This window comes from Moorena sp. SIO4G3 (genome assembly GCF_010692305.1).
GTDB classification, from domain to species: domain Bacteria; phylum Cyanobacteriota; class Cyanobacteriia; order Cyanobacteriales; family Coleofasciculaceae; genus Moorena; species Moorena producens_A.
The window spans coordinates 1-6,106 of the sequence record NZ_JAAHIG010000473.1 but is presented as its reverse complement, the minus strand read 5'-3'; the positions used below and the strand labels follow the sequence as shown (position 1 = coordinate 6,106).

At 43.0% G+C, this 6,106-nt stretch carries 6 protein-coding genes; 5 read left to right on the top strand and 1 reads right to left on the bottom strand.

Going from position 1 to position 6,106, the window contains the following annotated elements; translation table 11 throughout:
• The first annotated feature begins 280 nt into the window (after positions 1 to 280).
• From iscB to F6J99_RS40340, 4 genes are all read left to right on the top strand, one after another.
• Entirely contained in the window at positions 281 to 1,567 is a 1,287-nt protein-coding gene (gene iscB / locus F6J99_RS40355; RefSeq protein ID WP_293121841.1) for an RNA-guided endonuclease IscB, read from the top strand.
• Between the two features lie 95 nt (positions 1,568 to 1,662).
• The gene (gene sixA / locus F6J99_RS40350; protein ID WP_293121838.1) at positions 1,663 to 2,160 is read left to right on the top strand and encodes a phosphohistidine phosphatase SixA; all 498 of its coding nucleotides are present in this window, start codon (positions 1,663 to 1,665) and stop codon (positions 2,158 to 2,160) included.
• 173 nt (positions 2,161 to 2,333) lie between these two features.
• On the top strand, positions 2,334 to 3,470 hold the full coding sequence (locus tag F6J99_RS40345) for a citrate synthase (protein WP_070396932.1): 1,137 nt from the start codon (positions 2,334 to 2,336) through the stop codon (positions 3,468 to 3,470).
• Positions 3,471 to 3,670: 200 nt separating this feature from the next.
• Complete coding sequence (locus F6J99_RS40340; protein WP_293121835.1) at positions 3,671 to 4,711, top strand: family 10 glycosylhydrolase; 1,041 nt, start codon at positions 3,671 to 3,673, stop codon at positions 4,709 to 4,711.
• 3 nt (positions 4,712 to 4,714) lie between these two features.
• Here F6J99_RS40340 and F6J99_RS40335 read toward each other — a convergent pair whose 3' ends face one another.
• Positions 4,715 to 4,864 carry a hypothetical protein gene (locus F6J99_RS40335; protein WP_293121832.1) on the bottom strand — a complete coding sequence of 50 codons (150 nt, stop codon included), beginning with the start codon at positions 4,862 to 4,864 and terminating at the stop codon, positions 4,715 to 4,717.
• Between the two features lie 159 nt (positions 4,865 to 5,023).
• Here F6J99_RS40335 and F6J99_RS40330 point away from each other — a divergent pair.
• On the top strand, positions 5,024 to 6,106 hold a 1,083-nt coding region (locus F6J99_RS40330; protein WP_293121829.1), incomplete at its 3' end, for an MATE family efflux transporter.

The following is a 6,106-nucleotide window of genomic DNA, read 5'->3' as shown; positions in this document are numbered from 1 at the left end:
TATTGCATTATAAGCTACTGTCAACAATCAGCCCGTCAATAACTCACCGCTAAGTCTTTAAGACTATAGCGGGAGCTTGTAAAAAGCTCATAGTTGACCAGACTAAGCTCTAAGCGAGCTACGTTATCTAGCTTATGACACCTACAAATACGTGCCAGTTTGTAGCAACTGTCGTACAGCTTTAAACAGGTGTAGCGAGTTAAGCCAGTGAGATGTACCGAACAAGGCTAGATAACATTGTCGAGGCAAACTTTACCCGTGAATTGGAGTGTTCAAAGTAATGCGAGTTTTTGTACTAGATAAAAATAAACAACCTCTAGACCCTTGTCATCCGGCAAGAGCTAGAGAATTACTCAAAAAAGGGAGGGCTAAAGTTTTTAAACAATACCCATTCACTATTATTTTGCAAGATAGAACCCTTGATAATTCGGTAACCCATCCACACCGAATCAAAATAGACCCTGGTTCTAAAACTACAGGCATTGCCATTATTCAAGAATCTACAGGTCGAGTAACTAATGCTCTAGAAATCTCTCACCGGGGACAGCAAATCAAAGATGCTCTTGAGTCTCGCAGATCCTTAAGACGTGGACGACGCAACCGTAAAACCCGTTATCGTAAGCCTAGATTCCTTAATCGCAAAAAACCAGAGGGTTGGCTTCCTCCATCATTAATGAGTCGAGTTTTTAACCTTGAAACTTGGGTTAGGCGACTGGTCAAACTTGTCGGTGTTACTTCGATATCCCAGGAGTTAGTCCGCTTCGACACTCAAAAAATGCAAAATCCTGAAATCTCAGGAGTTGAATACCAAAGAGGTGAGTTGTTCGGATTTGAAGTCAAAGAATATCTACTTGCTAAATGGGGTCGAAACTGTGTGTACTGTGGGGCAGAAAATGTGCCACTAGAAGTAGAACATATAATTCCTAAATCAAAAGGAGGTAGTAACCGAATCAGTAATTTAACATTAGCTTGTCGGTGCTGTAATCAAAAGAAGGGGAGTAACCCTATTGAGAAGTTCCTCAAGAAAAAGCCAGATGTTCTCAAACGAGTATTAGCAAAGGCGAAAACGCCACTTAAAGATGCAGCAGCAGTTAATGCCACTCGCTGGGAATTATTCAGGCGATTGAAACTAACTGAACTGCCTGTGGAGGCTGGTTCTGGTGGTTTGACCAAATTCAATCGTAAGACTAGAGGGATTGATAAGACTCATTGGACAGATGCAGCTTGTGTAGGGAAATCTACCCCTGAGAAGTTGCTAATTAAAGATGTCAAACCTTTGATTGTCAAAGCTAAGGGGCATGGTGTTCGTCAGCGATGCCGCCCAGATAAGTACGGGTTCCCAAAGGCTCATGCACCATTAGCTAAGTTCTTTCAAGGGTTTCAGACGGGGGACATCGTTAAAGCTGATATCCCTAAAGGTAAGTACGCTGGGCAATACACAGGGCGAATCGCTATTCGTTATCGTCCAAGTTTTGTACTTCAAACTCCGAACCAAAAGATTGATGTTCATCCAAAATACCTGCAAACAATCTTTAGAGCTGACGGCTATGAATACAAAGTTAATTAATGCTGATTCGCGTTTCGCTCAGGTTGTTTGTTTGCGGGAATTCCTCTCACGCTAAAACTAACGTTTATAACGGGAGAGGAATTCCCGTATTTCAGATGGAACTCTACTTAATTCGCCACGGTATTGCTGCTGAGCGAGGCACCTACAAAAACGATCAAGAGCGGCCACTGACCAAAATTGGGCAAGAAAAAACTAGTAAAGTAGCAAAGGAGCTCCAGAAACGAGGGCTACATTTTGACCTAATCTTGACTAGTCCATTGGTCAGAGCTAAGGAAACCGCTGCCATCCTCCAAGATGTTGGTTTAGGCTCATTGGTTGAAGAGTCAGAGAGCCTCGCTCCTGAGGGTGACATTCACCAATGGCTCAGCTGGCTACAGCAGAGGTGGCGAAAGACTGATGTTCAACGACGTTTGGCTCTAGTTGGTCATCAACCAGATTTAGCTAATTGGGCGGAAATGTTGGTGTGGGGAGTATCCAATCAAAAACTAGTGCTAAAAAAAGCTGGAGTAATTGGGTTAAAGCTTCCTAATACTGGCAAGCCCTTCGGTCGCAGTGAGCTATTCTTGCTGACCTCACCCAAATGGTTACTATAGCAATCTTTCAGGGTTGATCGGGTTCGGAATCTCGCGACATTCATGGGTCAGAGAAGTCAAAGAGTGCTATAATATAGTCATCACAGTAAAAATAATCGTTGTAGCACCGAAGACTTAAGCACTAATCTCTGGTAAGTTAGCCTGAGATGACTGAAGATTGTGTAGGTAATAACATGATAGCTTGCGAGTACCAGCCAGGTTTAGAAGGCATTCCAGCAGCTCAATCCAGTATCAGCTACGTTGATGGGCAGAAGGGAATACTAGAGTATCGTGGCATTCGGCTCGAAGAACTCGCATCAAAAAGTACTTTCCTAGAAGCCGCGTATCTACTGATTTGGGGTGAGCTCCCTACTAAGAACGAACTTTATGAATTCCAGGAGGACGTTCGCCTCCACCGACGGATCAAGTACAGCATCCGGGACATGATGAAATGTTTTCCAGAAACTGGTCATCCCATGGATGCTCTACAAGCCTCTGCTGCTGCTTTGGGTCTGTTTTACTCCAAACGGGCTCTCGACAATCCAAAATACATTCGGGGAGCTGTGGTTCGCCTGTTGGCTAAGATTCCTACCATGGTAGCAGCATTTAAACAGATGCGCAAAGGGGACGATCCAGTACGCCCTCGGGATGATCTTAGCTATGCTGCTAACTTTCTGTATATGCTCAATGAGCAAGAGCCTACTCCCCTAGAGGCTCATGTCTTTGATGTTTGCCTGACACTCCATGCCGAACATACTATCAATGCCTCTACTTTTTCGGCTCTGGTGACTGCTTCTACTCTTACTGACCCCTATGCAGTAGTGGCATCAGCGGTGGGAACTCTAGCTGGTCCGTTACACGGAGGGGCGAATGAAGAAGTGATTACCATGTTGGAAACCATCGGCTCAGTGGAGAATGTCCACCCATACTTGGAGGAGCGCTTGCAGCGCAAAGAAAAAATTATGGGTTGCGGTCACCGAGTCTATAAGGTAAAAGACCCGCGAGCAACCATACTTCAGAACTTAGCTGAACAACTGTTTAAGGAATCTGGCACAGACAAGTACTACGACATTGCTTTGGAGTTGGAAAAAGCAGTGGAGGAAAAACTGGGTCACAAGGGGATTTATCCCAATGTGGATTTCTATTCTGGCTTAGTATACCGGAAGCTGGGTATTCCGAGTGACTTGTTTACACCAGTGTTTGCGATCGCACGGGTTGCGGGTTGGCTAGCTCACTGGAAGGAACAGCTAGCTGTCAATCGAATTTTTAGACCTACTCAAGTCTACACTGGCACTCACGATGCTCCCTATATTCCTATTGAAGCTCGTTAGTAGTCGTTAGTCGTTAGTCATTAGTCATTAGTCATTGGTCATTGGTCATTGGTGATTTGGGCGTTGGTGATTCTTGAGGTTTGTCCACAAAGCTGGGAGCTAGCGCATATGCCCAGGCAAATAAGAATTACCAATTACCAATTACCAATTAACTAATGAAATTTCGGTTAAGAAAAAAATTCAAGAAATTTATAATTTGGATGTTAATAGGAGTGGTAGTCCTGGTAGGATTTAACATTATCATTCCTGCCCCTCGCCATACCCCAAAAATCACCAATAAAATTCAAGGAATTTGGGTAACTCATGTCGGTAACAACTTTCTATCCTATATAGGTCAAACTGACAATGTATTTCACGAGTTATCTGGTCTTAATTTTAATCGAATTTACGTTGATGTTTATAATGGTGGAACTACCTATTCTAGTAAATATTCCCTCAAAAATAACTGGATTACCTTACCCTTTACCGACCCCCTAAAAGCCGCCATTAAAGAAGGTGAACGTCAAGGATTAAAAATCTATGCTTGGTATGAGCATGGCATGATGCTTCATCTTAATTCAAAATTTGCTAAACAGCATGCCGATTGGCTCCTAAAGACATCAACAGGAGAAAAAGCTATCGATCAACATCTATGGCTAAATCCAAACCACCCAGATGTTCAACAGTACTTCATTAATTTATTTACTGAAGTGGCTAAGAACTATCCTAACCTCTATGGTATTCAACTAGACGATCATTGGGGCATTCCAACTCAATTTGGAAATCACGCCAGAGTGATGACGGAATTAACCCGTAAAATTTCCCAAGCTGTTAAAACAATTAACCCTAACCTAATTATATCTCTTTCTCCCAATTCCCCAAGTTTTTCCTACAGAAAATATTCTCAAAATTGGTTGTATTGGTTACGCCAAGGCTTGATTGATGAAGTGATTGTCCAAATTTATCGCAAGACCAGCCAAGAAGTAATCAATACTCTAAGATCTTCGGGTTTACGAGAAGCTAGTTATTACGTTCCGGTAGCGGTAGGTATCTACAGTGGAGAATTCTATCGCCCTAAGCCTATAAATGAACTCAAAAAACAGATAGAAATAGCCGAAAACTATGGTTATGGTTATTCTCTTTTCTGCTGGGAATCTACCTATAGCCCCTTTCGTAATATTAAACCAGAGTACAAAGAAGCTTTTGTTCAAACTTACTTGAGCATAAAGAAGCTTTTTTTTAACCTTATAAGTTTTTTGTAACTATTAGTTTAAGCAGTAAGCTATAGCAAAGGGAACAGGGAATAGGGAATAGGGAATAGGGAATAGGGAATAGGGAATAGGGAATAGGGAATAGGGAATAGGGAATAGGGAATAGGGAATAGGTAATAAGGAAAAAAAATTTCTGTACCTCATAGCTATCAGAAACACTATGGATGAGGCGAAACTATTTACTTAATTTACCGGTTTTGACCCATTTATTGTCTTTATCCTCTTGCCCTTTCTATCGATAAATTCTCAAAACCAATTAAATTTAGTAAAATTTTATTAAGATTAATTAAACTGTGCCCTACCATGAAGCAAAACCTGATTGAAGGGAAGGTGAGCTCCCAGCTAACCCGACTAACGATACCGATGATTTGGGGAGTGTTTGCAGTTATTGCTTTCAACCTAATTGACACCTATTTTGTCGGACAACTGGGAACCAAACCCCTAGCAGCTATGAGTTTCACCTTTCCCGTGGTGATGACTTTAGGTAGTTTAGCGATGGGATTAGGGGTGGGAGCATCCTCTGTGATTGCCCGTGCCATTGGAGAGGGGGATCTCCAGAAAGTGCGACGACTGACAACAGATAGTCTAACCCTGTCCCTGCTAGTAGTAGCACTGTTCACGTTGCTGGGATTAGCCACTATCGATCCCCTATTCACCGCCTTAGGAGCTGAAGCCGATGTGCTACCACTGATTCGTAGTTACATGCAGATTTGGTATTGGGGAATGATTTGTCTGGTTATCCCCATGGTGGGTAATAGTGCTATCCGCGCTTCCGGCAATACTGCTATTCCTAGCGTGATAATGACCGTTGCTGCATTCGTCAATATTGCCCTCGATCCAGTATTAATCCTCGGACTGGGAGGATTTCCTCGATTAGAACTGGCAGGGGCAGCGATCGCAACAGTAATTTCCCGTGCCACCACCTTAGTTGTAGCCTTGTGGTTTCTGAACAATCGCCTCCAGATGCTTTGCTTCAACCTGCCCAAACTGAGAGTAATTTTAGAATCCTGGAAAAAAATTCTCTATGTGGGTTTGCCTGCTGCTGGAACCACCATGGTATTTCCCATATCTATTGGTGTGATCACTGGGTTGCTAGCCGGTTACGGAACTATCGCAGTAGCAGGTTTTGGTATTGCCTCACGAATAGAATCCTTTAGCCAGATTGTGCTAATGGCACTGTCTGCCAGCATTGGACCGTTTGTAGGGCAAAACTGGGGGGCGAAAAAGTACCTCCGTGTCCATCAAGCCTTGGGTCTAAGTTTCCTATTTTGCTTATTTTGGGGAGTATTAGTAACAGTGATTCTTGCTGCGACAGCTCCTTGGTTAGCCTCCCTATTTAACAGCAACCCAGAAGTAATAAAAATTACCGCCACCTACCTACTTATA